At 71.7% G+C, this 25,935-nt stretch carries 21 protein-coding genes; 5 read left to right on the top strand and 16 right to left on the bottom strand.

Annotation, left to right across the window (positions count from 1 at the left end; all coding sequences use genetic code 11):
- Positions 1–3 precede the first annotated feature (3 nt).
- The 3 genes from ACHBTE_RS26560 to ACHBTE_RS26550 form a co-directional block, all read right to left on the bottom strand.
- A complete protein-coding gene (locus tag ACHBTE_RS26560) occupies positions 4–867 on the bottom strand; it encodes an Fpg/Nei family DNA glycosylase (RefSeq protein WP_394726621.1) in 864 nt (287 codons plus the stop codon).
- Positions 868–942: 75 nt separating this feature from the next.
- Positions 943–3,030 carry a SpoIIE family protein phosphatase gene (locus ACHBTE_RS26555; RefSeq protein ID WP_394726620.1) on the bottom strand — a complete coding sequence of 696 codons (2,088 nt, stop codon included), beginning with the start codon at positions 3,028–3,030 and terminating at the stop codon, positions 943–945.
- Between the two features lie 90 nt (positions 3,031–3,120).
- Positions 3,121–4,386, bottom strand: coding sequence for a DUF6777 domain-containing protein (locus ACHBTE_RS26550; protein ID WP_394726619.1), 1,266 nt, complete (start codon positions 4,384–4,386; stop codon positions 3,121–3,123).
- 165 nt (positions 4,387–4,551) lie between these two features.
- Here ACHBTE_RS26550 and ACHBTE_RS26545 point away from each other — a divergent pair, with 165 nt between their 5' ends.
- The gene (locus ACHBTE_RS26545; protein WP_394726618.1) at positions 4,552–5,973 is read left to right on the top strand and encodes a lipase maturation factor family protein; all 1,422 of its coding nucleotides are present in this window, start codon (positions 4,552–4,554) and stop codon (positions 5,971–5,973) included.
- A gap of 33 nt (positions 5,974–6,006) precedes the next feature.
- Here the strand turns inward: ACHBTE_RS26545 and ACHBTE_RS26540 are convergent, their stop codons facing one another.
- From ACHBTE_RS26540 to ACHBTE_RS26510, 7 genes are all read right to left on the bottom strand, one after another.
- Positions 6,007–6,822 (bottom strand): peptidoglycan-binding protein, encoded by an 816-nt coding sequence (locus ACHBTE_RS26540; protein WP_394726617.1) that lies wholly within the window; start codon positions 6,820–6,822, stop codon positions 6,007–6,009.
- 97 nt (positions 6,823–6,919) lie between these two features.
- Entirely contained in the window at positions 6,920–9,937 is a 3,018-nt protein-coding gene (locus ACHBTE_RS26535) for an alpha-mannosidase (RefSeq protein WP_394726616.1), read from the bottom strand.
- A gap of 36 nt (positions 9,938–9,973) precedes the next feature.
- Entirely contained in the window at positions 9,974–11,980 is a 2,007-nt protein-coding gene (locus tag ACHBTE_RS26530; protein ID WP_394726615.1) for an endo-beta-N-acetylglucosaminidase, read from the bottom strand.
- Positions 11,977–13,233, bottom strand: a complete 1,257-nt coding sequence (locus ACHBTE_RS26525) for a glycosyl hydrolase (protein WP_394726614.1) — start codon at positions 13,231–13,233, stop codon at positions 11,977–11,979. Before ACHBTE_RS26525 ends, ACHBTE_RS26530 begins: the two co-directional genes overlap by 4 nt.
- Positions 13,234–13,288: 55 nt before the next feature.
- The gene (locus ACHBTE_RS26520) at positions 13,289–14,200 is read right to left on the bottom strand and encodes a carbohydrate ABC transporter permease (protein ID WP_394726613.1); all 912 of its coding nucleotides are present in this window, start codon (positions 14,198–14,200) and stop codon (positions 13,289–13,291) included.
- Positions 14,197–15,090, bottom strand: coding sequence for a carbohydrate ABC transporter permease (locus ACHBTE_RS26515; RefSeq protein ID WP_394726612.1), 894 nt, complete (start codon positions 15,088–15,090; stop codon positions 14,197–14,199). The genes ACHBTE_RS26520 and ACHBTE_RS26515 overlap by 4 nt, the downstream gene beginning before the upstream one ends.
- 6 nt (positions 15,091–15,096) lie before the next feature.
- Positions 15,097–16,389 (bottom strand): ABC transporter substrate-binding protein, encoded by a 1,293-nt coding sequence (locus ACHBTE_RS26510; protein WP_394726611.1) that lies wholly within the window; start codon positions 16,387–16,389, stop codon positions 15,097–15,099.
- Positions 16,390–16,598: 209 nt separating this feature from the next.
- Here ACHBTE_RS26510 and ACHBTE_RS26505 point away from each other — a divergent pair, with 209 nt between their 5' ends.
- Entirely contained in the window at positions 16,599–17,645 is a 1,047-nt protein-coding gene (locus tag ACHBTE_RS26505) for a LacI family DNA-binding transcriptional regulator (protein ID WP_394726610.1), read from the top strand.
- Positions 17,646–17,835: 190 nt separating this feature from the next.
- On the top strand, positions 17,836–19,194 hold the full coding sequence (locus ACHBTE_RS26500; protein ID WP_394726609.1) for an amidase: 1,359 nt from the start codon (positions 17,836–17,838) through the stop codon (positions 19,192–19,194).
- A 33-nt stretch (positions 19,195–19,227) separates the two neighbouring features.
- Here the strand turns inward: ACHBTE_RS26500 and ACHBTE_RS26495 are convergent, their stop codons facing one another.
- The 4 genes from ACHBTE_RS26495 to ACHBTE_RS26480 all read right to left on the bottom strand — a co-directional run bounded on the left by ACHBTE_RS26495 (position 19,228) and on the right by ACHBTE_RS26480 (position 21,747).
- A complete protein-coding gene (locus ACHBTE_RS26495; RefSeq protein ID WP_394726608.1) occupies positions 19,228–19,557 on the bottom strand; it encodes a hypothetical protein in 330 nt (109 codons plus the stop codon).
- Complete coding sequence (locus tag ACHBTE_RS26490; protein WP_394726607.1) at positions 19,554–20,765, bottom strand: GDSL-type esterase/lipase family protein; 1,212 nt, start codon at positions 20,763–20,765, stop codon at positions 19,554–19,556. The genes ACHBTE_RS26495 and ACHBTE_RS26490 overlap by 4 nt, the downstream gene beginning before the upstream one ends.
- Before the next feature lie 16 nt (positions 20,766–20,781).
- Entirely contained in the window at positions 20,782–21,360 is a 579-nt protein-coding gene (locus ACHBTE_RS26485; RefSeq protein WP_394726606.1) for a TetR/AcrR family transcriptional regulator, read from the bottom strand.
- Positions 21,361–21,573: 213 nt separating this feature from the next.
- Entirely contained in the window at positions 21,574–21,747 is a 174-nt protein-coding gene (locus ACHBTE_RS26480; RefSeq protein ID WP_019759059.1) for a hypothetical protein, read from the bottom strand.
- A gap of 483 nt (positions 21,748–22,230) precedes the next feature.
- Here ACHBTE_RS26480 and ACHBTE_RS26475 point away from each other — a divergent pair, with 483 nt between their 5' ends.
- The gene (locus ACHBTE_RS26475) at positions 22,231–22,677 is read left to right on the top strand and encodes a hypothetical protein (RefSeq protein ID WP_394726605.1); all 447 of its coding nucleotides are present in this window, start codon (positions 22,231–22,233) and stop codon (positions 22,675–22,677) included.
- 25 nt (positions 22,678–22,702) lie between these two features.
- On the top strand, positions 22,703–22,963 hold the full coding sequence (locus tag ACHBTE_RS26470; protein ID WP_394726604.1) for a hypothetical protein: 261 nt from the start codon (positions 22,703–22,705) through the stop codon (positions 22,961–22,963).
- Here the strand turns inward: ACHBTE_RS26470 and ACHBTE_RS26465 are convergent.
- Positions 22,942–24,459 (bottom strand): SDR family NAD(P)-dependent oxidoreductase, encoded by a 1,518-nt coding sequence (locus tag ACHBTE_RS26465; RefSeq protein WP_394726603.1) that lies wholly within the window; start codon positions 24,457–24,459, stop codon positions 22,942–22,944. The two genes, ACHBTE_RS26470 and ACHBTE_RS26465, sit on opposite strands and share 22 nt — an antisense overlap.
- Before the next feature lie 103 nt (positions 24,460–24,562).
- The gene (locus ACHBTE_RS26460) at positions 24,563–25,900 is read right to left on the bottom strand and encodes a wax ester/triacylglycerol synthase family O-acyltransferase (protein ID WP_394726601.1); all 1,338 of its coding nucleotides are present in this window, start codon (positions 25,898–25,900) and stop codon (positions 24,563–24,565) included.
- Positions 25,901–25,935 lie beyond the last annotated feature (35 nt).

Genomic DNA, 25,935 nt, shown 5'->3' with positions numbered 1-25,935 from the left:
GGCCTATTTGAGCAGCCGCGACAGCCTCCGGTCGGCCAGGGGCTTGCCGCCCGTCTGGCACGTCGGGCAGTACTGGAGGGAGGAGTCGCTGAAGGAGACCTCGCGGATGGTGTCACCGCACACCGGACACGCCTCGCCGGTACGGCCGTGCACGCGCAGGCCGCTCTTCTTCTCCGCCTTCAGGCGCCCGGCCGCCAGCCCGCGCGAGCGCTCCACCGCCTCGGTCAGCGTCGTCCGCAGGGCCTCGTACAGTCTCGTCGTCTCCTCGGGTGTCAGTGACGACGCCAGCTTGAACGGGGACGTCCTCGCCGCGTGCAGGATCTCGTCGCTGTAGGCGTTGCCCACCCCGGCGATGAGACTCTGGTCGCGGAGGGCGCCCTTGATCTGGCGGCGCTCATCCTTCAGCAGGGCCGAAAAGCGCGCCTCGTCGAAGTCGTCGGCGAGCGGGTCCGGGCCGAGCCGGGCCACGCCCGGGACCTGCTGCGGGTCCTGGACCAGGTACACCGCGAGCCGCTTCTGCGTGCCCGCCTCGGTGAGGTCGAAGCCGGCGCCGGTCTCCAGGGCGACCCGCAGCGCGAGCGGGCCCTTGCCGGGGCGGGGCATGCCGCTGGGGAGCTCGTCCTTCCAGTGGAGCCAGCCCGCGCGCGCCAGGTGGGTGACGAGGTGCGGGCCGCCGGCGGTCTCGAGGTCGAGGAACTTGCCGAAGCGGTGCACGGCGCTGACCTCATGGCCCTCCAGGGCGGTGACCGGCGGGTCGTAGGTCTTGAGGACGCTGATCGCGAGGGGCAGCACACGGACGATCTCGTGGCCGACCAGGTGCTCGGCCAGGAAGTCCTTGAGCGCTTCGACCTCGGGAAGTTCCGGCATAGCTCCAGAGTGCCACCCGGGACTGACAACGCCAGGCGGGGCGGACACCCGCGCGGGGGCCGGCGTACCGCTCCGTCAGGGCCGTTCCGGCACCACGAACTCGCACCACACCGCCTTGCCGCCGCCCCGGGCCTCCACGCCCCACACATCGGTGAGCAGGTCGACCAGGAGCAGTCCGCGGCCGGAGACCCCCGACTCCCCGGCCTCGCGGCGGCGGGGCAGGGCGCTGGAGGAGTCCTCGACCTCGACGCGCAGCCGGCGCTCGGACCCGGCGAGCACGCGCAGGGTCACGATGGCGGATCCCTCGGTGTGCATCAGGGCGTTGGTGATCAGCTCGTCGGCGACCAGCTCGATCTCGTCGGCCCGGTCGCCGGCGCTCCAGGCGCGTACCGCGGCGCGGATCATGTGCCTGGCACCGGTGAGGGCCTCGGGGTCGCCGGGCGCGACGTGCTGCTGGAGTCGGCCACCGGCCTGTGGGGCGTCCAGGACGCGGCGGCGCAGCAGAAGCAGGGCCACGTCGTCGTCGCCGCCGCGTTCCTCGGCGACGTCGATGAGGCTGTCGGCGAGGTCCCAGACGTCGTGCGGGCCGGTGGCGATGAGCGCGGTGAGGGCCTGCATGCCGTCGTCCAGGTCGGCGCCGGGCTGTTCGACCAGGCCGTCGGTGCACAGCAGCAGGGTGTGGTCGGAATCCAGCTCGATGGTGCTGACCGGGTACTCCAGCTGCCCGAACTCGGCGGACAGGCCGAGCGGCAGCCCGCCCTCGACCGGGACGCGACGGCAGGCGCCGCCGGGTTCGCGGATCAGCGGGTCGATGTGCCCGGCCCGGACGACCTGTACGACGCCGGTGGACAGGTCGGCCTCCGCGTACAGGCAGGTGGCGAAGCGGTCGGTGTCCAGCTCGTGCAGGAAGACGGAGGCGCGGGCCATCACCGTGGCCGGGGTGTGCCCCTCGGCGGCGTAGGCGCGCAGGACGATGCGCAACTGGCCCATGACGGCGGCGGCGTGGGTGTCATGGCCCTGGACGTCGCCGATGACGGCGCCGACCCGGCCGCCGGGCAGCGGGATGAGGTCGTACCAGTCGCCGCCGATGTCCCGGCCCAGGGAGCCGGCGGCGCCGGCCGCGCGGTAGCGCACCGCGACGTCGGCGCCGGGGACGCTGGGGATGGTGCGGGGCAGCATGGCCTGCTGGAGGCCGGTGGCGAGGTCCTTCTCCTGCTCGTAGAGCATGGCCCGCTGGAGGCTCTGCGCGATGCTGCTGCCGAGGGCGACGAGCACGTTGCGGTCCTCGGTGGAGAAGCCGTCGCGGTCGCTGTAGAGCAGGCCGATGGCGCCGATCGGCCGGGCCTGGGCGATCAGCGGCATATAGGCGGCGGAGGTGATGTGCAGGTCGGTGATGTGCGGCCAGAGGATGGGGTAGCTCTCGGCGAACTCCTCAGGCGACTCGATGAAGCGCGGACCGAGGGTGCGGACGACCTCGCTCATCGGGTACTGCTCGTCGATCCGGGTGATCATGGTTCCGGGTACGAAGCTGCCCGCCGGGCCCTCGGCGACCAGCCGGATGCGGCCGGCCTCGACCAGGCCCATGACCATGCTGGTGGCGCCGAGGTGGGCGATGCCGTGGGTGTCCTTGAGGACGTCGATGACGTCCTGCACGGTGCGGGCATGGGCGAGGGCTGCCGTGGTGAGCTGGACGACGCTGGTCTGCTGGCGACGTGCCTCGTCCTCGGCCGACTGTTCGCCCCGCTCCTCGCTCTCGGCGAGTTCGTCGGTGGCGTCCCGGACGATGCCGATGATGCGGCGGGGGCGGCCGGTCTCGTCACGTCGGATGTAGCCCTGGGTGTGGGTCCAGCGCAGGGTGCCGTCGCGGCAGCGGATACGGAAGTAGGCGCCGTAGTTTTCGCTGCCGTCCTTCAGGGCCTTGGAGACCATGCCGTCGAGCCGGAAGGCCTCCGGCGGCGGCACCCGGATCGCGAGGGACGCCGGGTTGCCGTCGAATTCCTCGGGGCGCAGGTCGAAGACCTCGTGGGCCTGGGCGTCCATATGGAACAGACTGTTGTCCAGGTCCCAGTCGAAGCTGCCCATGCGGTTGAGCGCCAGGATCGGATCCGGGTGGGCGGGCCAGTCGTCCGGGAGAGACAGGGCGCTCGCTCCCCGATCAACCATGGGCCCACCTTGCCAGGGATTGCCCGATTCTTCGACTGGTGCGGCGGAAGTGCTCTCGGCGTCCGCCCGGTACCTCTCCATGGGGGTGGGTCAGCCGTCGAAGACGTCGGTGGGGCTGCCGAAGATGCTGTCGGAGGTCTCCGGCGCATCGGGGACCAGCCCGCCGCCGTCCGGCAGGTCGGGGCTCTCCGGCACCGCCTCGGGGCCGGTCTCGGCCGCGGAGTCCGTGGACTTCGGGGAGGTCCCCGGTGCGGTGCCGGAGTCCGGGGAGTTCGGCTTTCCGGGGGAGCGGGGGGTGCGTTCGGGGGTCTTCGGCGTGGCCGGGGCCGTACCGGTGGCCGTGGGGCAGTCCGCAGGGGCGGTGCTCGGCGGGCCGGAGGGGTGGGACGCGCTCTCGGCCAGGGCCTCGTCGGTGACGCCCGGGGGGACGGTGGCCGTCGGGGGCGCGCAGTCGGTGGGGGACGCGTTCGGGGAGGTGGGTCCGCCGGACGGAGACATGCCGTCGCCGGTCGGGATCCCGCCGTCCTCGCCGGGGGCGGTGCCGGGGGCGCTGGCGTGCGGGTCCGGATGCGCGGGGTCCGGGTGCGCCGGGTTCGGGCGTGGCAGGGCGTGGTCGTGGTCGTGGCCCCGATGGCCGGTCGGCCGCTCGATCCAGGTGTGGTCGGCGACGTCGATGATGGTGATGCCGGTGACCGCCTGGGCCGTCGGGGCCACCACGATCACCTGGGCCGGCCGGTAACCGGGCCAGGGCCGGCCGTGGGTGCCGGGCTCGCCCCGCAGGCCGGCGGCCGGCGTGAGCGGGTTGCCGCAGGCGCAGCGCACACGCGGCACCCCGTGGTTGTCGACGAGGACGGCGGTACCCGCCTGGAGGACGGACTGGTAGCCGGTCGCCCGGCCCGCCCGGTAGCGGTGGTTGGTGACGTGGGTGTCGGCGCGCAGCACGACCGAGGTCAGGTCCCGCAGCCAGCCGGGGACGGCGCTTCGGGGCATGCCCGCGGCCCGGGCGAAGGCGCGGGCCCGGTCCCGGTCGGAGGCGAGGTGGCCGATCTGCCGCTCGACGTCGCAGCTGCCGGTGCCGCGGCTGCCGCCGTAGAGGCCGGGCGTGCCGCCGGACAGGTGCCGCGGCCGGGTCTCTCCCGAGCGTGCGGGTTGCGGCGTTCGGGTGACGGGGGCCGCGATGGCCGGAGCGGTCGCCGTGGAGTCGGTGAAGGGGTCCGGCCCCTTGGCGGCGGCCGGTTCGAGGAAGACCTCCGCGCTCGGCTCACTCCCCTGGTCCGCGTTGCCTCCGCAGCCGGCGACGATGAGCGCCGCCGAGAGCGCGCAGGCCACGACGGTGACTCCGGTGGATGTCCGCACCACGCCCTCCCGACCGTTTCCGGGCAGTTCGCGACCATTGTCTGCTTCACTCACTCGGGTTACGCAAGCGGAGGCGTGGTATACGCAGAGTGACAGGGGTCCGCGGGCGTACACGGGCGGGGCGACGGATCCTGGCGGGACAATGGAAACGAGGAGCACACGGCCGTGGAGTGGTTCATCGCGCCCGACTACTGGACGAGCCGGCTGGTTTTCCAGCGGGCTCTGGCCGGGGTGTATCTCGTCGCGTTCCTGACGGCGGCCCTTCAGTTCCGGGCGCTGATCGGCGAGCGCGGCTTGCTGCCGGTGCCGCGGTTCGTGGCGCGGGTGCCGTTCAGGGCCGCGCCGAGCCTGTTCCAACTCCGCTACTCGGACGGGTTCTTCGGCGGCTGCGCCTGGACGGGCTGCGCGGTGTCGGCGGCGCTGCTGGCCGGGGTGGACTCCTTGGTGCCGCTGTGGGCGGCCATGCTGCTGTGGCTGATCCCGTGGGCGCTGTATCTGTCCGTCGTCAACGTCGGCCAGACCTGGTACTCGTTCGGCTGGGAGTCCCTGTTGCTGGAGGTCGGCTTCCTCGCCGTCTTCCTCGGCAACGACGAGGTCGCGCCGCCGGTCGTCGTGCTCTTCCTGCTGCGCTGGATCCTGTTCCGGGTGGAGTTCGGCGCCGGTCTGATCAAGATGCGCGGCGACGCCTGCTGGCGGAAGCTGACGTGCCTGGACCACCACCACGAGACGCAGCCGATGCCGGGGCCGCTGAGCTGGTTCTTCCACCATCTGCCGAGGCCCCTGCACCGCGTCGAGGTGGCCGCCAACCATGTCACCCAACTAGGGGTGCCCTTCCTCCTGTTCACCCCGCAGCCGATCGCGACGGCCGCCGCCGCCCTGATGATCGCGACCCAGCTGTGGCTGGTGCTCTCCGGCAACTTCTCCTGGCTGAACTGGATCACCATCGTGCTGGCACTGTCGGCACTGCAGTTCCCGAGCGATCCGCCCGCCGTGCCGGGCACGCCCTTGTGGTACGAGATCGTGGTCCTGGCGGTCGCCGCCTTGCTGCTGTTCCTCAGCTACCACCCGGTCGCCAACATGATCTCCCGCCGCCAGGTGATGAACCGCTCCTTCGACCCGCTTCACCTCGTGAACACATACGGCGCGTTCGGCAGCGTCAGCAGGATCCGGTACGAGGTCGTCGTCGAGGGCACGGCCGACGACGTACCGCGCGAGGAGTCGGACTGGCGGGAGTACGAGTTCAAGGGCAAGCCCGGCGATCCCCGGCGCTGGCCGCGCCAGTTCGCGCCCTACCATCTGCGGCTGGACTGGCTGATGTGGTTCGCCGCGCTGTCGCCCGCGTACGCCGGGTCGTGGTTCGGCACTTTCGTGGAGCGGCTCCTGGAGAACGACCGCGCCACGCTGAAGCTCCTGCGCCGCTCACCGTTCCCCGCCGACGAGCCGCCCCGTTTCGTACGGGCCCGTCTGTTCCGCTACCGGTACACGACCTGGCGGGAACTGCGTGAGACGGGTGCGTGCTGGGAGCGGACGTATGTGCGGGAGTATCTGCCGCCGACACGGTTGGCGGGGACGGCTCAGAGGTCGTAGACGCGGGTGGCGGTGGCCTTGCCGTGGCCTCTCCTACGGCCGCACGTCGAAGCCGTGCGCTTCGCCCAGCCGGTCCAGGGTCACCTGGCCGGGGATGCCGTTGGCGTCCGCGCCGGTGAAGCCGCACCGCTGCTGCCAGGCGGAGTACGCCTTGACGGTCGCCCCGCCGAAATGGCCGTCGACGCGCCCGGCGTCGAGGAGCCCCTCCGCGACCAGCGCCTTCTCCACGGTCCGCACGCCGGCGTACGAGACCGGCGTGCCCGCCTTGTCCGGGTCGTGCAGGGCCGCGGCGATCACCTTCGACAGGTCGACCACCGGCCGCGGGCCCGGCACGGGCGTCGAACCGCCGGGACGTGGGGCCCCGTTGCGCACCCAGGCGTACAGGTGAGTGCCGGGGCACTGGGTCGCGAAGCCGTCGCGGTGCCCCTTGATCTCCTTGCCGGCACCATGGCTGCGCAGCAGTTCGATGCCGTCGCGGATCGCGTCCAGCATCGCGTCCGTCGGCTTGGTGAGGCCCTCCGAGCCGACCAGGCCGCAGATCGCGTAATGGGCGCGGTTGAGCTGCTGGTTGCCGTTGGCCCCGGTGCGCCTGCCCAGGCCGCGTCCTTCCAGGAGATGACCGTGCGGACAGGCGCCGTAGTTGTAGGCGATGTCCGAGTAGTTCTCCGTCTTGTTCGCCAGATGGTCCTTGCGGATCGCCTTCCACTTGGCGACGCAGAGGTCGTGGTCGTCGAGGAGTCGCACGCTGACCGGCGCGCCTTCGTAGTGGACCTTCACGCCCTCGGCCGAGGTCTGTGGGGGTGCGGCGGATGCGGGCCAGCCGAGCTGGGCTCGCGTGACGAGCTTCAAGGGTGCCTCCAGGGCGCGGACGGGACGCCGACCTCTTCGAGTGTGAGGGCGGTCGGCGCCCCGTTCCACGACAGCGGGCCGCTGTCCCCCGTGTGGGCTAAGAGGCCCGGCGCAACCGCAGCGTCATCAGTTCGAACGGCCGCAGCCGCAGCGCCACATGGCGCCCCTCGTACACCGGTGTCGCGGGCAGCGGACGCTCCAGCAGGTCCGTCGCGTGGACGTCCGTGACCTCGAAGTCCGCGGTCAGGGTGGCCCTGACCCGGCCTCCGTGTGCCTCGTGGAGGCGTACCACCAGGTCCCCGCTGCCGTCGTCGGCCAGTTTGACGGCCGTGATCACGACGGCGTCCTGGTCGACCGTCACCAGCGGGGTCACCGCGCGGCCTCCGGTGAGCCGCCGCTCGGGCAGGTTGATCCGCCAGCCCTCGCGCACCGCGTCACCGATGCTCGCGCCCGGCACGAGGGCGTGCCGGAACCGGTGCACGCCCTGGTCGGTCTCGGGGTCGGGGAAGCGCGGGGCGCGCAGCAGGGAGACGCGTACGGTGGTCGTCGTCCCCCGGTCGCCGTCGGCACGTACCGTGCGGGTGACGTCGTGGCCGTAGGTGGAGTCGTTGACCACGGCGACGCCCCAGCCCGGTTCGTCCAGGTGCACGAAGCGATGGTTGCAGGCCTCGAACTTGGCCGACTCCCAGCTGGTGTTGGTGTGGGTGGGCCGGTGGAAGTGCCCGAACTGGGTCTCCGAGGCGTACCGTTCCGCGTGCACGTCGAGGGGGAAGGCGAGCTTGAGGAACTTCTCCGTCTCGTGCCAGTCGACCTCCGTGTCGATCAGCAGCCGCCGCTCCCCCGGCGCGAGCGAGAGCACCTGTGTGACGCGGGAGGCGCCGAAGGACCGGACGATCCGCGCGGACGCCCCGTCGTCGCCGGGGGCGATCTCGTCCACGTCGGTCAGGTCGGTCACCGTGTTGCGGTAGAACGCGTCCACGTCCCAGGCGTCCCACATGTTCGGGAAGTCGGGGTGGAGCTGGAGGAGGTTCGCGGCCGTGCCCGGCGCGATCGTCTCGCGGTCGGCCTCGATGTCGTACACGGACACCACCAGGCCCTGTCCGTCGATCTCCGCGCGCAGCAGCCCGTTGTCCAGCACGTGGCCGCCGCCGGGCCGTGGGGTGAGGCGCGTCCGGCCCCGCTCCTCGGGTGTGCCGGCGCCGCCCGCCGGGATGCCGTCGCGGGTGTGCGGGGCGGCGTTGAACACCAGGGACCGCTGCCCCTCACCGGCCAGGGCGCGCTGGGCGGCGTCGATGATCCCGGTCAGCTCCTCGGCGACCCGCTCGTAGGTCCGGCGCGCCTCCCGGTGCACCCAGGCGATCGACGATCCGGGCAGGATGTCGTGGAACTGGTGCAGCAGCACCGTCTTCCAGATCCGGTCCAAATCCTCGTAGGGGTAGGGGAATCCGGTGCGTACGGCGGCCGTCGCGGCCCACAGTTCGGCCTCGCGCAGGAGGTGTTCGCTGCGGCGGTTGCCCTGCTTGGTCTTGGCCTGGCTGGTGAGGGTGGCCCGGTGGAGTTCCAGGTAGAGCTCGCCCACCCAGACCGGAGCGTCGGGGTATTCGGCCTCGGCCTTCTCGAAGAACGCCTGCGGGGCCTCCCAGACGACGGTCGCCGAGCCCTCCAGGTCCCGCAGCCGGGCCGCCTTGGCGATCATCTCGCGGGTGGTGCCGCCGCCTCCGTCGCCCCAGCCGGTGGGCGCGAGGGAGTGCCGGGCCCTTCCCTTGTCCTTGAAGTTTCGGGCGGCGTGGGCGATCTCGCTGCCCTTCATGGAGCAGTTGTAGGTGTCCACGGGCGGGAAGTGGGTGAAGATCCGGGTGCCGTCGATGCCCTCCCACTGGAAGGTGTGGTGGGGGAACTTGTTCGTCTGCGACCAGGAGATCTTCTGCGTGAGCAGCCACTTGGCGCCGGCGGCCTTGATGATCTGCGGGAGTCCGGCGGCGAAGCCGAAGGTGTCGGGCAGCCACGCCTCGTCGTTCTCGATGCCGAACTCGTCGAGGAAGAACCGCTTGCCGTGCACGAACTGCCGGGCCATCGCCTCCGAGCCGGGCATGTTGGTGTCCGACTCCACCCACATGCCGCCCGCCGGTACGAACCGCCCGTCCGCCACGGCCTTCTTCACCCGCGCCCACACCTCGGGCCGGTGCTCCTTCACCCAGGCCCACTGCTGGGCCTGCGACATGGCGAACACGAAGTCGGGCTCGTCCTCGATGAGCGCGGTCATGTTGGAGGTCGTCCGGGCCACTTTGCGCACGGTCTCGCGCAGCGGCCACAGCCACGCCGAGTCGATGTGCGCGTGCCCGACGGCACTGATGCGGTGGGCCGAGGGCACGGCGGGCGTGGCGAGTACGCCGGCGAGCCGTTCCCGCGCCCGTGCCGCGGTACCGCCCACGTCCTGGAGGTCGACGGCGTCGAGCGCCTTGTCCACCGCCCGCAGGATGTCCCAGCGTCGGGCCGACTCCACCGGCAGCTCGGCCATCAGCTCGCCGAGCACCTCCAGGTCGAGCACGAGCTCCCACACCGTCTCGTCCAGGACGGCGAGGTCCATGCGGGTGAGGGTGTACTGGGGTTCGCTGCCGGCTGTCTCCTTGTCGCCCAACTGCGTGGGCAGGAAGGGGTGGTAGTCGAGGATGACCGGGTTGGAGGCGGCCTCGATGTGCAGCCGCACCTGCTCGCCGCCCGCCACCGGGGCACCGATGCGCACCCATTGGTTGCGGGGGTTGAGGCCCTTCACCGGGGTGCCGTCGGGCCGGTAGACCAGGCCCTCGCACTGGAAGCCCGGCATGTTCTCGTCGAACCCGAGGTCGAGCAGGGCCTCGACGGTCCGCCCCGCCCACTCCTCGGGCACGGTCCCGGTGACCCGGAACCAGCTGGTGCCCCACGGAGCGCCCCAGCGGGCGCCCACCTCGATCGGCTCGGGTTCGGCCGCGAGTCCCTCGGCGACCGGCACCGGCTCCCCCGGCGCATGCCACACCGCCACCTCCAGCGGCACGGACTGCGGGTACACGGCGGGACGGATGCGCTCGTCGAGGACGCGCTTGAGGCGGGCTTCGACCAGATTGCGGTCGTCATGCATGCGGGAGGCTCCGTAGGTAGGTCGTCCGGGCGGTGGTCACCAGCGGTGGGTCACGGTCACGGGGGCCGACGTGGTGTACAGCTCCCCTACGGCGCGCAGTTCGAACCGTGCCGTCGCCTCGCCCTGCTCGGGCCGCAGTCCGCCGGCGAAGAACGCGTGCTGGCAGGTGCCGCCGAGGAACCGCCGGGTGCCGTCGGGGTGGATGCGGTGCAGGGTGTGGTGGCGTACGGCGTCGGAGGGCGGGTTCCAGGCGAAGCGCAGATCACCGCCGTACGCCGCGGTGATGCGCAGGCCGGTCGGGGCGGCGGGTGTGTGCGGCGCGGTGCGCACGGCGATGCCACCGAGCCGCCACCGCACGGGGCCGCCGCCGCGCGCGGTGAGCCGGACACCGACGGCGCGCGCGGTCCCGGTCAGGCCGCTGAGCCGCACGGCCGTGGTCCGCCAGCGCTCACCCGTGGTCAGCGGGTAGTAGGTGTACGGCGGTGTCGCGCCCGGCGTGGTGGGCTCGGCTGTGGCGACGGCGAGCTCGACGTCCACGCCGCCCGCGTCGGTCCGGTGGGTCAGCTCGACGACGGTGTCCGCGGTGACCGGCAGCCGGGTCGTGTACACGTCCAGGACGGTGGGCCGGTCCAGGTCACCGGCGACGAGGACGCTGTTGCCGCCGCGCCAGGCGTCCTCGAAGTCGAAGGTCACCGCGGGCCGCCGCCCGTCGGTGTGCACGACCCAGCGGCGGGACGGCAGCCGGTCCTGGAGGCCCAGGTGGTTCCAGGGTTCCTGCGAGGTCACCTCCCCGTCCTCGTACCAGCGCAGCCCGTGCCCGGTGTTGAACACGCTGGCGAACGGCAGGGAGGTCACGGTGGACCGGTCGGCGACGGACACGGCCGGGGCCCGCCAGCTGTCGGTGCCGTCCGGCCGGGCCGGGTCCAGGGAGCGCCCGGTCCAGAAGCGGTCGTCGGCGGCGTGGAAGTCACCCGGTGTCCTGCCGTCGGCCGGGAGGTGATTGCGGGTCCACTCGGGCCGGTAGAAGCCGACCGACACGATGTGCGCCTTGTCGCGCGGCACGATGGCGTCCCAGTTCACGGACGAGTTCCAGCCGTTCGACTCGACGTCGACACCGGCCCACAGCTCGTAGCGGCTGCGGCCGAGTTGCCGGGCCCGCTGCCCCGACGACGCCAGCTTGGCCGCCGTCCACCGGAAGTCGACGAACATGTCGTCCGCGGCCCGGAAGAACGGCTCGTTCTGGGAGTTGAGCGCGCCCTGCCAGCTCACGCTGCCGTTCACCGTCATCGAGTCGTACCAGGTGACCCGCTGCCCCTCGGCCCGGGCCCGGGTCTTCAGCTCACGCAGGAAGCCGAGCATGTCAGCGGCCAGCGCGGCGTTCCCGCCCCCGGTCTCGGCATTGACGAACCATCCGTCGAAGCCGTATGCCCGCGCGACCGCGACCAGCCGCTCGGCCAGTGGATACCGTCCGGCCGCGTCCTTCTGCACCAGATCGCGGGTCCACTGCAACTGCCCGCCGTAGGCGACGGGCGGCAGGAAGACGTTGCCGAGGACGGGGACGCCATGGCGGTGGGCGGCGTCCACGATCGGCGCGTTCGGCGCGAGGATCAGCCCCTCGCCCGACGAGCCGCCCCAGAACACCAGCTCGTCGATGTACGCCCAGTGCGTGAGGGCGTAGTAGTCGGCGGTGGCCGAGCCCTGCGAGGGGTTGCTCGCGGTCGGTCCGAAGGACACCAGGGACTGGATGCGGGCCTGGCCGGCGCGGGCGGTGGTGTTGACCGGCGCAGGCGTGAAGCGCGGGACGAGGGGGACAGTCGACGCGTTGAAGGCGAGGTCGGTGTCGTCGGCCGGACGCCAGGACTTCAGGCTGCGCCAGGTGATGCCGGTGCCGGGGCTGCCGGCGGGCAGGGAGTCCGGGTACCAGTAGGACGCGTACGGCTGGAGCGCCGCGGCTCCGGCTCCCGGTGCGGCCGTGGCGGGCGCCGAGGGGAGCATCGCGGCCGTGGCGGCGGCGATGAGGACGGTGCGTCTGGTGGGGTTCACGAGCGGGTGCCTCCTTGTGGGGTGGGGAGTACCTGGTCGGGAGCGACGACCTCGGTGATGCCGCGTGCGGCGAGGTGGCCGCGGTCGTGTGCGCGGGTGTCGAGGACGGTGGTGGGGCGGGCGCCGTCGGCGGTGAGCCGGAAGAACGCGTCGAAGACGGGGCCGCCCGGCGCGCAGACGGAGCGCACGGCCGGGTCGGCCGGGACGACTAGGGCGGTGGTCCGGGGCGCGGGCACCGGGACGGGCTCGTTCGCGGCCCGCGCCAGCACCCGGGCCGTGTCCTTCGGCTTGCGCTCGTTGGTCAGCAGACCGAGTCCGTATTCGAGTTCGGGGAAGTCGGCCAGCTCCCGGGACACGTCGTGGGAGCACCACCAGGTGATGCCCCACAGGTCGGGGCAGTCCAGGGCGTTCGCTATGGTCGCCTCGGTGAAGGACGCGGCGTGCTCGGGCGGGACCAGGGGCGCGGGCGCGCCGACCTCCTGGAGCCAGACGGGGCGGTGCGGGTCGTCGGCCCATGCCTTGCTCAGCTCGACGAGGTACGCGGCATGGTGCTCGGCCGGGACCCCGCTGCGGCCATGACGCTGGGCGGTGCCGTTGAAGACCCAGGAGTGCACGGCCGTGACGGCGCCGTGCCGGGCCGCCTGCGCCGGGGTGAAGGGCTGGTCGTCCTGGTACCAGGTGGCGTCGTACTCGGCGTGCAGGTGCAGCCGTCCGGGAGCGCCCTCCTCGCAGGCGGCGAGCATGCGGGTGAGCCAGCGGTCGATCTCGTCCTCGGTGGCCCGGTCCGGGTCGGGATGCGGGCCCGCCGAGAACTGGTTGACCTCGTTGCCGAGCGTCATGCCGAGGAAGTTCGGCCGGTCCGCGAGCGCGGCGGCGAGGGTACGCAGATAGGCGGCCTGGCCCTCGATGACGTCCGGGTCGGTGAACATGTTCCGGCGGTGCCAGGTCCGCGTCCAGGCCGGCAGGAAGTCGAAGCTGCTCAAGTGGCCCTGAAGGCCGTCCACGTTGACGTCGAGTGCCCGTTCCGCGGCGGCGTCGACGAGCCGGACCAGCTGCTCGACGGCCCGTCCCCGGATCAGGCCGCGGTTGGGCTGGAAGTAGGGCCACAGCGGGAAGACCCGCACATGGTCCAGGCCCAGCGCGGCAATGGAGTCGAGATCGGCGCGTACGGAGTCGAGGTCGAAGTCGAGCCAGTGGTGGAACCACCCGACGCTCGGGGTGTAGTTGACGCCGAAGCGCACGGCAGGAGGCATGCGTGTCCTTGTGACGGAGGTGCGACGGGGGGTGGGGGCGGCCTTAGCCGGGGGGTCAGCCCTTGACGGCGCCCTCGCCGACGCCACGGAAGAAGTACCGCTGGAGGCAGGCGAAGAGGGCGATCAGCGGTGCGACGGCGATGATCGTGCCGGCGGCGACGAGGCGTTCGTCGCCCGCGAAGGTGCCGTGCAGATAGTTGAGACCGATGGTCAGCGTGAATTTGGACGGGTCGCTCAGCACGATGAGCGGCCACAGGAAGTCGTCCCAGGCACCCATGAAGGCGAAGATCGCGACGACCGCCAGGGTGCCCTTCACGGACGGTACGGCGATGCGCAGGAACCGCTGCCAGACGTTGGCGCCGTCGACGTACGCCGCCTCCTCGATCTCGTACGGCAGGTTGAGGAAGGCGTTGCGCATCAACAGGACGTTCAGCGCGCTGATGCAGCCGGGGAGTACGACGCCGATGAGGGTGTTGTTGAGGCCGAGCTCCCGCATGGTCGTGAACTGGGCGATGATGATGCCTTCCACGGGCACGAGCATCGCCAGGATGAAGGCGAGGGTGGCCGCGCGACGGCCGCGGTAGCGCAGCCGGGCGAGGGCATAGCCCGCCAGTGCCGCGCCGACACAGTTGGTGACGACGTTGGCGGTGGCGACCTTCAGCGAGTTGAGGGCGTAGTCCCAGACGGGGATGGTCTCGGCGACCCGTTCGTAGTTGTGCAGGGTGGGATCGCCCGGCAGGAACTTCGGCGGGGAGCTGAAGATGTCCTCGGTGGGCCCCTTCAGGGAGGTCGACAGCTGCCACAGGAACGGGCCGACGGTGAGGGCGAGAACGGCGAGCAGCAGAAGATAGCGCAGGGCGAGCTCCCACACCCGTACGCGCCGGCCGTTCTCGTCGGTCACGCGAGGGGTGCGCGCGTCGGCCGGTGGCCTCGGCGCGGTGGTCCGTACCTTCTCCAGCACGCTCATGACTCGTCCTTCCGGTCGGCGCGCAGCACGAGCAGCATCAGCGCGACGGTGACGACGAAGACGACGACGGAGATGGCGGAGGCATAGCCGACTCGGCCGGTCAGGCCGGTGCCGGTGCGCTGGACGAGCATGACGAGGGTGGTGTCCTCGCCCGCCGGACCGCCGCTGGGGCCGGCCATCAGGTACACCTCGGAGAACACCTTGAACGCGGCGACCGAGGACAGTGCGCCGACCAGCACCATGGTGGAGCGGACGGCGGGCACGGTGACCGTGAGGAAGCGGCGGACCGGGCCCGCCCCGTCCACGGCGGCTGCCTCGTGCAGTTCGCGGGGCACGTTGGCGAGCGCGGCCAGGTAAATGATCATGTAGTAGCCGAGGCCCTTCCAGACCGTCACGGCCATGGCGCTCAGCAGGAGCAGCCACTGGTCGCTGAGGAAACCGACGCGGCCCACTCCGACCGCCTCCAGCAGGGAGTTCACCAGACCGCGTTCGTCGAGCAGCCACACCCAGATCAGCCCGACGACGACGATCGAGGCGACGACCGGGGTGTAGAACGCGGACCGGAAGAAGGTGATGCCGGGGATGTTCTTCTGCACGAGCAGCGCGAGCAGCAGGGGCAGGATCACCAGTGCGGGTACGACGCCGAGGACGTACAGCGTGCTGTTGCGCAGGCCGATCCAGAACATGTCGTCGTTCAGCAGCTCGCGGAAGTTGGCCAGGCCCACGAACTCGCCCGGGATCAGGGTGCGGCGGTCGGTGAAGGCGTTGACCAGGGTGGAGACGAACGGGTACAGGATGAAGGCGCCGATGATCAGCAGGCCCGGCGCGGCGAACAGCCAGGGGCTGGTGGGCAGTTGGCGCCGCACCCGGGAGACGGTCGAAGGGGCCATCGCGCGCTATCCCTGCTGCTGAAGGAGCCGATTGCAGGCCTCGACAGCGTTGTCAAGAGCTTCCTTCGGGCTTTCCTTGCCCTGCAACGCCTTGGCGACCTCGTTGCGCAGCTCGGTCTTCATCTGCTCGCTGAACAGCACGGGGGTGTAGTTGACGGCGTTCTTCAGCGACTTGGCGGCGGCGACCCGGACGCGTGTCTCGTCGGTGCCGTCCTCCTTCGTGAAGTACGGGTCGTCGAGCGAGCCGGCGGTGCTCGGGAAGATGGCGACCTTCTTCGCGAACGACATCTGGTGCTCGGCGTCGGTGACGAAGTGGGCGAAGGCGACCGCGGCGGGGGCCCGCTCGGTCCGCGCGTTGACCATCACGCCCATGACGTACATGTTGACGTGGCCGGTGCTGGTGATCTGGTCGGTGATGCCGATGTTCTTGTACAGGTTCGGCGCCTGCTTCTTGAAGTTGCCGAGGTCCAGCGCGCTGCCGGGGTTCATGGCGACGGCCCCGGTGAGGAACTTCTTGCCGGACGACTCGGGGGTCGCGGTGAGCGCCTGCGGGTCGAGGGCCTTGGCGTCGTAGAGCTCCTTGTACTTGGTCAGGAGTCCGACTCCCTTGGTGTCGTTGAAGGTGAAGGCGGTGCCCTCCTTGTTCATGAGCTCGACGCCGTAGCGGCCGAAGTCCTCGATCGTGGGGACGTTGGCGAGGGTGGCGACCTTGCCGTCCGTCTCCTTCGCCATCTTCAGGGCGGCGTCGAAGACCTCGTCGTACGTCTTCGGCGGCTGCTCGGGGTCGAGGCCCGCCTGTGTGAACAGGGTCTTGTTGTAGAACAGCGGACCGGTGTTGAGGTACCAGGGGAAGGCGTACGTGCCCTGTGTACCCGGCACTTGGTGGCCGGCCCAGGCCCCTTCCAGGTACTCCTTGCGGTACTTGCCCGCCACCTTGTCGAGGTCGAGGGCCAGGCCCGCCTTGGCGAGCGGGGCGACCAGGTCGGGCGAGACGTTGACGACGTCCGGGAGCGTGCCGCCGGCGGCGTCGGCGCTGATCTTGTCGGCGTAGCCCTCGGCGGGCTGGTCGATCCATTTGACATTCGTGCCGGGGTACTTCTTCTCGAAGTCGGCGATCAGGTCCTCGAAGTAGTCCTTGAAGTTGGCGCGCAGGTTCCAGGTCTGGAAGGTGATGTCGCCCTCGACCTTGCCGGAGGCGTCGGCCGCGGCGCTGTCGCCCCCCGACGAACCGCAGGCGCTGAGGGGCAGCGCGACACAGACGGCGAATGCGGCAGCGAGGGCTCTACGGGATATGGGCACCGTGAACCGGCCTCCTTAACGGGCGGGTTGGTCGACGAGGCAGACCCTGCACGCCGTCCCGCGGGGCCGTCAATGGCTCTCGCACAGCTAATTTCTTTAGTGACTAATGCGCATTAGGGTCAGCGAACTGAACCGCATTAGGATCACGCCACTGAACCGCATTAGTGCATACTGCTCGAGAATGTGTCGCCGGAATGGGGGGGAGCACGATGTCAGGCAGGCGGTCACCGGCCCGGCGTCCGACGATGAAGGACATAGCGCGGCACGCAGGGGTCTCCCAGAGCGCGGTCTCCTTCGCGCTGAACGGCCGGCCCGGCGTGTCCGAGGACACCCGCGACCGGGTGCGGCGGGTCGCCGAGGAGCTGGGCTGGCGGCCCAGTACCGCGGCGCGCGCCCTGTCCGGGGAGGGCGCGGCGACGGTCGGCTTCGTGCTGGCGCGTCCCGCCGACACGCTGGGCGTGGACTCCTTCTTCCTCCAGCTCGTCTCGGGCATCCAGGAGGTGCTGGCGGAGCGTCATCTCGGCCTGTTGTTCCAGGTGGTGGAGGACGTGGCCGACGAGTGCGCGGTGTACCGGCGCTGGTGGGCCGAGCACCGCGTGGACGGCGTCCTCGTCGTCGACCCGCGCACCGACGATCCCCGCCCGGACCTGCTGGACGAACTCGGCCTGCCCGCCGTGGTGATCGGCGGCGCCCCCGGCGACCGTCACCCCGGCCTGTCGACCGTCTGGGCGGACGACGCGGGCGCGATGGCGTCGGTGGTGGACGGCCTGTACGCCCTCGGCCACCGGCGGATCGTGCACATCGCCGGTCTGCCGGGGCTCGCCCACACCGAGCGCCGCGTCCGCACGCTGCGCGCCGAGGCCGGACGCCGGGGCCTGACGGAGGTGAGGTCGGTGACGACCGACTACTCCGACTCCGAGGGCGCGGCCGTCACCCGCCGGGTCCTTCAGGGCCCCACTCCCCCGACCGCGCTGATCTACGACAACGACGTGATGGCCGTGGCGGGAGCCGCCGCCGCGACCGAGCTGGGTTTCTCGGTTCCGGCGGACGTCTCGGTGGTCTCCTGGGAGGACTCGGCGCTGTGCCGCATGGTCAAGCCCTGGCTGTCCGCCCTGTCCAGGGACAGCGTCGAGTTCGGACGCACGGCGGCCCGGGAACTCACCGCCCTCCTGGACGGAGGCACGGCCCGCGCGGTCCGGGTGCCGGTACCGCGGCTGGTGGAACGGGGAAGCACGGGAGTGGCGCGGGGGGCCTGACCGGCCGTGGGGGGCGCTGACAATGCCCGTCGTCGGCCCGGAAGACGGGCGGGAACTGTTCGAGGCCGTACCAGCTGTCCCGGTCCAAGAGCACCATGGCGGATGTCCGAGCCGAGCGTCCTCTCGACTCCGGGCCCGCCGCCGGGCAGAGTGCTGCTACATACTCGCGAGTAAGACCCGAGGAGCGCCCGTGACCAACTGGGTCGGCCGGACCGCCGCCGAGATCGCCGCCGCCGTACGCGAGAAGCAGACCACGCCCCGGGAGGTGGTGGCCGAGCACCTGGCCCGCATCGAGCGGCTGAACGACCGGGTCGGGGCCTTCCGGCTGGTCCGCGCCGAGGCCGCGCTCGCCGAGGCCGAAGAGGTCGCCTCCCGCGCCGACCTGGCCGAACTGCCCCTGGCGGGCGTACCGGTGGCCGTCAAGGACAACCTCGCGGTACGCGGCGAGACCAAGCGCATCGGCTCCGCGGCGACGCCGGACGCCCCGGCCGACGACGACCACGTCACCGTGGCCCGGCTGCGGGCCGCCGGCGCGGTGGTCGTGGGGCTGACGAACGTGCCGGAGCTGTGTGTCTTCGGCACCACGGAGGGCGTGCACGGCACCGCCCGCAACCCCTGGGACCTCTCTCGCACGGCGGGCGGTTCGTCGGGCGGCAGTGCGGCGGCGGTCGCCGCGGGCATGGTGCCGATCGCCCTCGGCAACGACGGCATGGGCTCGCTGCGCATCCCGGCCGCCAACTGCGGGCTGGTCACCATCAAGCCCGGCACCGGTGTGGTCCCCGCCGGGGTGAGCGACGGCGACTGGTTCGGCATGTCGGAGAACGGCCCGCTGGCCACCACGGTCGAGGACGCCCGCCTGATGCTGTCGGTCCTCGCCGACACCGAGGTCACGCTCCCCGACACGCCGCGCACGCACAGGATCGCGGTGTCCCTGCGCAGCCCGCTCGCCGGGGTCACCATCAGCAAGCCGTACGCAGCCGCGGTGCGCGAGGCCGCCGGGCTGCTCATCAAGGCCGGTCACCAGGTACGGCGCGCCTATCCGCCGTATCCGATGTCGCTGGGCGTGACCGCACTGACCCACTGGACGGCGGGCACGGCCGTGGACGCGCGGGAGCTGGATTTCCGCCGGCTCACGCGCCGGACCCGCGTCCACGCCGCCGTCGGCAAGCGCTTCGTCGCCCGTGCGCAGGGCGGTGCGAGCCGGGAGGCACTGCGCCGGCGGCTGGAGCCTTTCTTCGCCGAGTACGACGTGCTGCTCACCCCCGCCCTGGCCCGCCGCTCCCCCAAGTCCGCGCCCTGGCACGAGCGGGGCTGGCTGCGCAACGTCATGGCGAACACCAACTACTCGCCACTGACCCCGCCTTGGAACCTCACGGGCTGGCCCGCCATGGCGGTCCCGTTCGGCACCCTCCCTTCCGGGGCCCCCTGCGCCGTACAGCTGGTGGGGCGGCCGGGTGCGGAGGCGGCGCTGCTGGCGCTGGCGGAGCGCATCGAGCAACTGAAGCCCTGGCAGCGGACGGCGCCGGTGGCCGAGGCGGTGCCGTCCTAGGGGGTGCGGACACGGCGGGACACGTCTCAGGGCTCAGCTCGCGGCGGGCAGGTGGCGCGCCGCTGTGAGCCGGGCGAGTGTGCGCAGTCTGCCGTAGTAGGACGCGCAGTACTCGTCGTCGATCAGCGGCAGCACCTTGTCGAGGCCCGCGATGCACCACCAGAGGACGGCCAAGCCCTGGTCGTCGAGCCCGCCGTCCAGCTCGCGGTGGACGACTCCGGCGACGTCGGCGTCGAGCATGACCAGATCCACCCCCTCGACATCCACACCGCGGAAACCCGGAGGGAACCGGGCGCGTCTGTGCTCCTCCCACAGCCGGCGGAGCTGGCCGTCATGGTGTTGCTCGCGCATGCCCTCGGTCATGGCCTCCGACTCGTCCCCCCGGTCACGTTCGCCGTCTGCGCGAAGGGCCCGTCGGCGGTGAAGGCCAGACGGGCGAAGCGTTCGCCGATGCGGCGGTGGGTCTCGGCGTCCGGGTGCAGGTCGTCGGGCAGCGGCAGTTCGGCCGCGTCGGCCTCGCCGTAGAGGTCGCGGCCGTCGAGGTGATGCAGGTTCGGGTCGTCGGCGGCCCGCTGCTCGACGATGCGGGACAGCTCTTCCCGGACGACGTTCAACGTCAGCTTCCCGCCGGCGCTCTCCGCCGGGTCACCCATCGCCACGAACCGCAGTCGCCCCTCGCCGAGACCGTCGAGGTCCGGGGCGCAGGGGCCCGGCGTGTCCTCGTGGATCGGGCACAGGATCGGCGACACGACCAGCAGCGGTGTCGTCGGGTGCCCTTCGCGGACGGTGTCGAGGAAACCGTGGACCGCGGGGCCGAAGGCGCGCAGCCGCATCAGATCCAGGTTGACCAGGTTGATGCCGATCTTGACGCTGATGAGGTCGGCAGGGGTGTCGCGCAGTGCGCGGGCGGTGAACGGGTCGAGCAGGGCGCTCCCGGCCAGACCCAGGTTGATCAGCTCCACGCCGCCGAGGGAGGCGGCGAGCGCGGGCCAGATGCCGGTGGGGCTCGCGGCGTCGGAGCCGTGGCTGATCGAACTGCCGTGGTGCAGCCACACCCGGCGGCCGGGCTCCCGAACGGGCTGCACGGGGGCGTCGGTGCGCAGGGCGATCAGTTCGGTGGTCTCGTTGTGCGGCAGCCAGATCTCGATGTCCTTGTCGGCGGCGGACAGCCCGGTGAAGCGGAGCGTGCCGGGCCGGCCGGGCCGGTGCTCGGTGGTGCCGTCGGTCATGTCGTAGGTGATGACGTTGCCTTCGGTCACGCTGCCCTGTCCCGCGCGGCGGCCGTCGACGATCAGGTCGTACACGCCGTGCGGTCGGGGCGGCACGCCCACATAGGCACGCTTGGTGGGCAGCGCGTCCAGTTCGATGGCGGTGGCCCGGGTGCGGAACGCCAGTCGTACGCCGGAGGGCTGGGACTCGGCCATGGCCAGCTGTCCGTCGGTGTTCTGGGCGCGGGCCCGGGCGGGCAGCCGGTGCGGCAGGAGGCCGTGTTCGGTGTGCTCCACGTCGAGCGCGCCGCGCAGCAGCTCGGCGGTGAGGGGCGTGCTGATCCAGTCGTGCTCGGTGTCCATGTCCTCAGCCTGTCGATCAAGAGGTGGGCTCGGTGGGCCAGTTGCGCAGCAGGGAGTCGAGGGCGTCCAGGATGCGGTGCCAGGTCTCCTCGGAGTCGGGCGCGCTGTGGCTGAAGCCGCCCGCCGACTCCAGGCTGGAGTACCCGTGGAAGACGCTGCCCAGCAGCCGTACGGCATGTGTCGCGTCCGGCTCGGTCAGGTCGTAGCCGCGCAGGATGGCCCGTGTCAGCTGCGCGTGCCGGACGCCGGCGCTCGCCGCGGCGGCCCCGGGGTCGAGCCGCATCCGTGCGGCGGCGGCGCGGCCGGGGTGGTCGTGTTCGTAGTCGCGGTAGACGTTGGCGAAGGCGGCCAGTGCGTCCTTGCCGGCGCGGCCGGCCACCGCGTCTGCGGCCAGGTCGGCCAGTTCCTCCAGGGCGAACAGCGCGATCCGGGTCCTGAGGTCCTGCGAGTTCTTCACATGCGAGTACAGGCTCGCGACCTTGACGTCGAACCGCCGGGCCAGCTCGGACGCGGTCACCTGCTCGAAGCCGACCTCGTCGGCGAGCTCGGCACCGGCCCGGACCAGGCGGTCCGTGGTGAGTCCTACGCGTGCCACTGCCATCCTCCCACTTGCCATAAGGGAGTATGCATCTACCTAAAGAGTTTAGGCAAACGGGAATGACAAGAAGGCGGGAGGCAAGCGGCAGGAGCCAGGAAGGCAGCCGGAAATACGAAATCCGCGGCCGGTGGTCGGCCGCGGCTCCTCTGATCGGCATGGGCGTGAGGCTCGCACGCCCATGCGTCGGCGATCGCGAAGGATTCTGCCCCGTCAGTCGACGCTGGGCAGGATGTGGGGCTCGGCGAGGTCGTCCTCGTAGCCGGCCAGGCGGATGGGGGCGGATCGGGCCCACACATCGAGACTGCCGATCTCCGTGGACCGGCGGCCCGCGCGCTCCGTGCGTTCCTTGGGGCGCTGTTCGCGATTCGTCTTCTCAGGTGTCACCGCGCACTCCTTCTGTGTCGGATCACCCTCGGGGCGGGCCGGCCCAGTCTGCGGTCCGGCACCTGACGCCCGCTCGGGTCTTACTCAAAGTCGACTCGGACGCGGTGGCGCCGGTAACTGGCGTGAGAGCAGGCCGTTGTGCACCGGCTTGTCCCGGGACGGACCGTGGGTGTGGGTTGGGACCCTGTACTGCTGTCCGTCCGCTACAGATTAACCAAATGAGCGGGCCCCCGCTCGATGGGGCTGCAACCAACCTGTAACTATCCGGAATCAAGCGGCACTCCACCGCCCGCTACGCACCATTTTGCTGAGAAATAGTCCGCTGCATAAGTCACTCGTACGGGTCAACATCATCTTTCCGGGGCACATCCGGGGCACAGCGGACCGTACACGCAGTGCAGTTCAGGTCCCGTTGGCCGATTCGCAAGGCGGCCATGATCTGCTGTCGCACGGCAACGGCCTGTCCGGCGGGAGGACTGACGCATGGAGCTGCGCAGCGTCGAGGAGCTGATGGATCTGCTGTACGCCTGCCGGGGCGCCCGGTATCTCCCGGGCCCGGGAAGCGCCCGAGTCGATCTGCACCAACACGCCCTGCGCACCGCCGCGCTGCTACGCCGCGCCCGCCCCGCCGACAAGGAACTCCAGGTCGCGGGGCTCGTCCATGCCATCGGCCCGCTGCTGCACCGGCGCGAAGGGGGCCACGGCGACTGCGCGGCCGACGCCGTGCGCCCCCTGCTCGGCGAACGGGTCTCGCGGCTCGTTCGGGACCACAGCCAGGCACCCGAGGCGGCCGACGACGACCTCCTGCGCCTGCGTCAGGCCGACGAGGAAGGCCGAGGCGCCGCTTTCGACGCCGGGGTGCTGGAGGACTGGCGCACGGTGCTGGAGCTGGTGGCGGCACGGAACTCGGCGTTCGGGACTGTCGACTGACGGCCAGTCACCACGGGGTACGGCGATGACACCGCCCTGCGCCCGGCCGCGCCTCACCGCACGGGACACCGACGAGATACGCCGGACGGCCAAGGAGCCGCGGGGCGTCGGGGCGGCCGGGAGCGTGGCGGACCCGGACCATCAGCCGACGCTCGTGGGCCTCAGGCTGCGCAAGTTCGGCCGGACCAGGCCGCGGACCGCCGCGGACCGCCGCCCCCCGACCCGCACGCAACCGCCGTCCGTCCTGGCCGTCGGCCGGACCGGCTACCACTTGCCCGGCGCGTAGTCCTTCATGAAGACGCCGTACAGATCGTCCCCCGCCTCGCCACGCACGATCGGGTCGTAGACCCGGGCGGCGCCGTCGACCAGGTCCAGCGGTGCGTGGAAGCCGGCCTCGGCGAGTCGCAGCTTGTCGTAGTGGGGGCGCTCGTCGGTGATCCAGCCGGTGTCGACGGAGGTCATGAGGATGCCGTCGGTCTGGAACATCTCCTGGGCACTGGTCCGGGTGACCATGTTCATCGCGGCCTTGGCGGCGTTCGTGTTGGGGTGCCCCGCACCCTTGTAGCCGCGGCCGAAGACGCCCTCCATCGCCGACACGTTCACGACGTAGGCCCGGCCGCTCGCCGCCTTCTTCGCCGCGTCGGCCATGACCGGGCGCAGCGCGCTGATCAGGATGAACGGCGAGGTGTAATTGCAGAGCTGGGTCTCCAGCAGCTCGACCGGGGAGATCTGGTCGATGGTCTGCACCCAGGTGTTCGACTCGACGACGTCGGGGACGAGGCCGCCCGCGTCGATGGCCGTGCCGTCGAGATGCCGCTCGACGCTCGCGTTGCCCGCGACCAGGGCGAGGTCGGCGACCTTCTGGGCGTCGAGGCCGCTGGTGCCCAGCGGCAGCGCGGCGAGGCCGTCGACCGCGCCGGAGTTGAACGCGCCGATGACGTGATGGGCGGGGAGCTCGCCGGCGGGCAGCGGGGCGCTCTCGCCCTCGACCAGGGCGGCGTAGGCGGAGGGCAGCCGGCGCACGGTCTGCGTCGCGTTGTTGATGAGGATGTCCAGGGGGCCCGCCTCGGCGACCTGCTCGGCGAGGGCCACGGCCTGCGCGGGGTCGCGCAGGTCGATGCCGACGACCTCCAGGCGGTGCATCCAGTCCGCCGAGTCGTCCATGGCCTTGAAACGGCGGATGGCGTCCTTCGGGAAGCGCGTGGTGATCGTCGTGTGCGCGCCGTCGCGCAGCAGCCGCAGCGCGATGTACATACCGATCTTGGCGCGGCCTCCGGTGAGCAGGGCGCGCTTGCCGGTCAGGTCGGCGCGGACGTCGCGCTTGTCCCGGTTCAGGGTGGCGCAGTCCGGACAGAGCTGGTGGTAGAAGTAGTCGACTTCCACGTACCGGGTCTTGCAGGTGTAGCAGGAGCGGGGGCGCTGGAGTATCCCCGCGATCTTCCCGGCCTCGGTGACCGACGACGGCAGCAGGCCCTCGGTCTCGTCGTCGATGCGCTGCGCGGAGCCGGTCGCCGTGGCCTCCGTGACCGCCTTGTCGTGGGCGGTCTTGGCGGCCCGGCGCTCCTGACGGCGGCGCTGCTTGACGGTGCGGTAGATGCCGGCGGTGGCCCGGCGCACGGCGATCGCGTCCGGGTGGTCGACCTCCAGCTTGTCGAGCTCCTCGAGCACGCCGAGGCAGACGGCGAGCCGCTCGGGGTCGATGCCGGGGCCGTATGCGACCTCGTCGGCGGGCTCGCGCACGACCTCGTCCGTGATCGCCGAGCCTTCCTCTGTCACCGTCATCGCGCTGCCGTTTCCCTGCTCACCGTGCGGCGCTCCGACCGCGCCCGCTTTCGAACGGGGAATTCTACGGAGCGCCGGGCCGGTCCTCCAAAACCGGCCGTGGTCAAGGAGCGCAGGCGGTGATGAGCGTCTCCACCTCCTCGGACAGGGCCGCGGCGAGCACATCGAGGTCCGGTACGGCCGCGGCGTCCGCGACGAGGCCGTAGTGGACGCGCCCGCGGTAGGTCGAGATCGCGATCGCCAGGGACTGGCCGCGGGCCAGCGGGGCGAAGGGGTAGACCTCGGTGACCGCGTGGCCGCCGAGCTTCAGGGCGACGCCGGGCAGCGGGACGCTGGTGACGAGGATGTCGAACCAGAGCCGGGCGGCCTGGCCGACCAGCGGTCCGCCGAGCCGGTGCGCGAGCGCGGGGACATGGTCGGCGAGCAGGGCGACGGCGCCCGCGCCCCGGTTGGGTCCGGCGTCCTTGTTGCGGTCCATGGCGGTGCGGACGGTGGCGAGGCGGCGCAGGGGATCGGGGTCGTCGACCGGGAGCCGTATCAAGTAGCCGGAGAGCCGGTTGCCCTGTGGGTGCGCGGTGCGCGGGCGGCGTTTGGAGACCGGGATCAGGGCGCGGGGGGCGACGCCCTCGCTGCCGTCGCCGCGTTCGTCGAGCCAGCGGCGCAGGGCGCCGGCGACGACCGCGATGAGTACGTCGTTGACGGTGCCGCCGACGGCCTTGCGGACCACGTGCACGTCGTCGATGTCGATGACGACCCCCGCGGTGCGCCGGGTGCCGCTGGGCTCGGCGGCCAGCGCGGCCGAGGAGCGCACACCCAGCGTGGAGACGGCGACGGACGCGCCGATGTCGAGGGCGCGGCCCACGTCGGACAGCCTGCCGCGCAGCAGGTCCGGCAGCTTGCGTACATCCGGGAGGCGACTGCCGCGGGGCTGCTCGGGGCGGGGCCGGCGCGCCGGCAGGTCCATCGGGTCCAGGATCGCGGCGGCGAGCGTCAGCGCCCGCAGGCCGTCGGCCAGGGCGTGGTGGAACTTGAACAGCACGGCGAAGGACACACCGTCCTCCCCGGGCAGCACATGCGCCTCCCACGGCGGCCGGCCGCGCTCCAGGGGCCGCTCCATGAGCCGGCCGGCCATCGCCTGGAAGTCGGCGGTCGGGGCGTGCAACCGGACGTGGTCGAGCGGGTCGAAGTCCTCGGCGGGCTCGCGGGTGGCGCCGCCGAAGGAGAACGGCCGCAGCAGGCCGTGCGGCTGCCATGCGTCGCGGATCCGCATCCGCAGTCCAGGTACGGCGGCGGCGCGGGCCGCGAGCAGGTCGGCCGCGTGCGCGCCGGCGGTGGGCGAGTGCGCCGTGAAGACGCCGAGCGCGCCCAGGTGCATGGGGTGTTCGGCGGACTCGATGTTCCAGAACGCCAGGTCGAGGGGTGCGAGCAGGTCAGAAGTCAATGGCTTGCCTCGCGTCGACGAAGGGTGGATCAGCA

The sequence above is a fragment of the Streptomyces sp. M41 genome, assembly GCF_043673425.1.
Classification (GTDB): Bacteria; Actinomycetota; Actinomycetes; order Streptomycetales; family Streptomycetaceae; genus Streptomyces.
Note: the sequence above shows the minus strand (reverse complement) of the source record. Positions and strands in the feature narration are given on the sequence as shown.

Coding starts and splice junctions, on each gene's coding strand:
- ACHBTE_RS26560 (WP_394726621.1), bottom strand. CDS start 867: ATGCCGGAACTTCCCGAGGTCGAAGCGCTCAAGGACTTCCTGGCCGAG.
- ACHBTE_RS26555 (WP_394726620.1), bottom strand. CDS start 3,030: ATGGTTGATCGGGGAGCGAGCGCCCTGTCTCTCCCGGACGACTGGCCC.
- ACHBTE_RS26535 (WP_394726616.1), bottom strand. CDS start 9,937: ATGCATGACGACCGCAATCTGGTCGAAGCCCGCCTCAAGCGCGTCCTC.
- ACHBTE_RS26525 (WP_394726614.1), bottom strand. CDS start 13,233: ATGCCTCCTGCCGTGCGCTTCGGCGTCAACTACACCCCGAGCGTCGGG.
- ACHBTE_RS26520 (WP_394726613.1), bottom strand. CDS start 14,200: ATGAGCGTGCTGGAGAAGGTACGGACCACCGCGCCGAGGCCACCGGCC.
- ACHBTE_RS26515 (WP_394726612.1), bottom strand. CDS start 15,090: ATGGCCCCTTCGACCGTCTCCCGGGTGCGGCGCCAACTGCCCACCAGC.
- ACHBTE_RS26505 (WP_394726610.1), top strand. CDS start 16,599: ATGTCAGGCAGGCGGTCACCGGCCCGGCGTCCGACGATGAAGGACATA.
- ACHBTE_RS26495 (WP_394726608.1), bottom strand. CDS start 19,557: ATGACCGAGGGCATGCGCGAGCAACACCATGACGGCCAGCTCCGCCGG.
- ACHBTE_RS26490 (WP_394726607.1), bottom strand. CDS start 20,765: ATGGACACCGAGCACGACTGGATCAGCACGCCCCTCACCGCCGAGCTG.
- ACHBTE_RS26475 (WP_394726605.1), top strand. CDS start 22,231: ATGGAGCTGCGCAGCGTCGAGGAGCTGATGGATCTGCTGTACGCCTGC.
- ACHBTE_RS26470 (WP_394726604.1), top strand. CDS start 22,703: ATGACACCGCCCTGCGCCCGGCCGCGCCTCACCGCACGGGACACCGAC.
- ACHBTE_RS26465 (WP_394726603.1), bottom strand. CDS start 24,459: ATGACGGTGACAGAGGAAGGCTCGGCGATCACGGACGAGGTCGTGCGC.